This window comes from Parafrankia discariae (genome assembly GCF_000373365.1).
GTDB classification, from domain to species: domain Bacteria; phylum Actinomycetota; class Actinomycetes; order Frankiales; family Frankiaceae; genus Parafrankia; species Parafrankia discariae.
The window spans coordinates 1-2,480 of sequence record NZ_KB891173.1; the positions used below are offsets into that span (position 1 = coordinate 1).

At 65.8% G+C, this 2,480-nt stretch carries 2 protein-coding genes; one reads left to right on the forward strand and one right to left on the reverse strand.

All coding sequences use genetic code 11. The features are described from left to right. Window positions 1-67: 67 nt before the first annotated feature. On the reverse strand, window positions 68-1,417 hold the full coding sequence (locus B056_RS0109545; RefSeq protein WP_018501640.1) for a toll/interleukin-1 receptor domain-containing protein: 1,350 nt from the start codon (window positions 1,415-1,417) through the stop codon (window positions 68-70). Between the two features lie 783 nt (window positions 1,418-2,200). Here B056_RS0109545 and B056_RS44285 point away from each other — a divergent pair. Next, window positions 2,201-2,480, forward strand: a 280-nt coding sequence (locus B056_RS44285) for a hypothetical protein (RefSeq protein WP_230202921.1), incomplete at its 3' end; no start/stop codon positions are given.

Consider the following 2,480-nt stretch of genomic DNA (forward strand, 5'->3'; position numbering starts at 1 on the left):
GGGAAATAGTGATCAAAAAGTTTCCGGCTGTTGGCGTGTCGCACTCGGACCGAAATGGCCTGCTGAGCTAGGAAAAGCTAAACTTAGCGGTATTGTCCCAGCTGATGGTGGCCAGCGTCCTGCCATCGGATCTGAAGACAGATTTCCAGACCGCAGATGAATGACCTTGGAGAGCGGACAGGAGCTGCGGGTTGGCCCGATCGTGGATATCCCACAGCTGGACGGTCCCGTCCGTGCTCGAGAGTGCAAGGGTGTCGCCGTCCGGGCTGAAGGTGACGTTGAAAAGTTTGGAGCCTGTGGGGATCGTGGCCAGCACCTTCGGGGAGCTGGCTGGAGACACGCTCCACAGCTTGGCTGTCGTGTCGTCACTGCTGGTCGCGAGAATTGCGCTGTCCGGGCTGACCGCGACTGCGGTTACGCTGGCGTCGTGGGCCGGGGTAATCTGGCGGTCACGTGGTGTTGAATCTGCGCCGACGAGGTCCCAGATTCGTATGGTGCTGTCGAGTCCGACAGCGGTGAGGAATGTCCCATCCGGCGACCAGGAAAGATCTGTAACCCGCCCGTTGTAGCTCGCTGACAGCGGCGGGCCCAGGGACGCGAGGGAACTGTCCGCGGCTCGCAGAAGCGCGACCCTGGCTTCCGGCGTGGGGTTGAGCTTGTACGCGGCGGTGGCCAGACGAAGCGACAGGACACCGACGCTCCTCCTCGATACGTCTGCCAGAGTCCGCGACGCGAGGGCGAAATCGGGTGGTGGCGAACTTCCACCAGCGCCCCCGGCTCTTGTAACGACGAGGACTATGAGGAATGGAACGAGTGCCAAGGCCACGGCTGCGGCGACCACATTGCGCGGACGACGGGGGCGTCGCACTGGCCTTGCCGCCTCTCCCGTAACGGAGGTCGTCCGGGTCGTGGGCTCCTTATCGTCGTCCGACTTCGTGTCAGAGGGCTGCCCACCAGGGAACGTTGCCCTCATCAACAGGGTAGGGCCGCCGGGGAACCCGCCAGAGCGGCGCGGCGGGCGGGCTAGACCGACGGCTTCCACGAGCCGGCACCGTGCCGTGGCTTCGTCGATGCCATGCAGATCCCGGTAGACTATCGTGGCCAGCATCGGAGGAAGAGTGCAGCTCTCCACCCGGAGCGGGGTCAACGTCTTATCGGCGAGGGCACCGCTCCATTCCTGGGCACACCAATGCGAGGCGAAGTACGCCTGCGAGCAGATCGCCACCGTCCGTGCTGCAGCCGCCATCTGCTCGCTGATCCAGAGGACGAAGTTCTCCCCCGCTGGGGAGTCCCACGCCTGGATCTTCACCCTCTGGCCCTCGGCCTCCAAAACTTCGGCGACCCAAGTCGCCCATGCCTCATCCGCCCCTGTGTAGGAGACGAACACATCCACATCTGCCCCCACAGGCGTGCCCATAGGTGCTCACCCTGCCACGAGCCGTCACCCTTCTGATCACGGCCCCTCTGAACCGTGACGAGAGGCAGGCGGGCACCTCGGGAGCTGAAACTCTGCGTCACCTCGACGCCGGGGCGCCAGGTGGGCGCCGCGGAAGGCCGCCGCCTACTTCCAGGACCAGTAAGCACACGCGGAGCGGCATGATCGTGTCCGTTGTACTCCGGGGCGAGCACCATCACCTCTCCGTCAGACGGGTAACGGGGCCGCGTTCGACTCGGAAGGACCTCACACCCGCCGGTCCCGGTCCCGGTGGGTCCGCCTCCCTCATGCCAGGGGGAGCCCTTCCGGGTATCCGGCTGGGTGTGGAGGCCGGACAACGCTGCCGGCTCGACGAGTACGGGTTCGCGCGCGTGGCGTGTGGGCCGCATTGCTGACGGTCGCGGCGGCGGCGGCCACGGTCGGAGCGAGGCGCTCTCCGTTGTCATCTCGGGGGCGTATCCCCGCGGAGGTAGGCGCGCGCACAGCGGTGGGCATGGCAGAGCCGAACCCCGACTCCTTGGAAGTCATCGCCGAGGAACTACGCGTTCGCCTCGACCGCCAGAGCTCATCCGGAGCGCGGGTGGAGACGAAGGCGACACGGTAGTTGTCGGGTTCGCTGCTGCAGCTGGACAGTTTCTGGCTACTCGTGAGGTGAACCTGGTTCTGGCCGTGTTCGCATTCGCGGCGTACCTGATCTCGTTCGGATCGGGTGTACGGGCGCTGGCAGTGATCAAGTAGGAGGACGTCCCTGACCCGCGGCGCCTCGTGGAGGAGTACGCCACCAAGAGCAAGGTCGAGACACTGGCGAGGTTTGGCGGCGACCCGGGTAGGGCCTTCGAGACCAACGCGAAGCGCCACGACCGCAAGGTGCACTGGTGGCGAGTCAGTGTCGTCGCCCTCGCTCTCGGCCTGGTGCCCTCCGGCGCAGCCGGACACAGGGTCGCGCGTGGTCTGTGCTGTTCACAGCCCCAGGTGGGTGGCGGCGTTGTCGTCCCAGACGGTGCCGTCTTCGCGGTAGCGGTCCATGGTGGTGCGGGATTTCCAG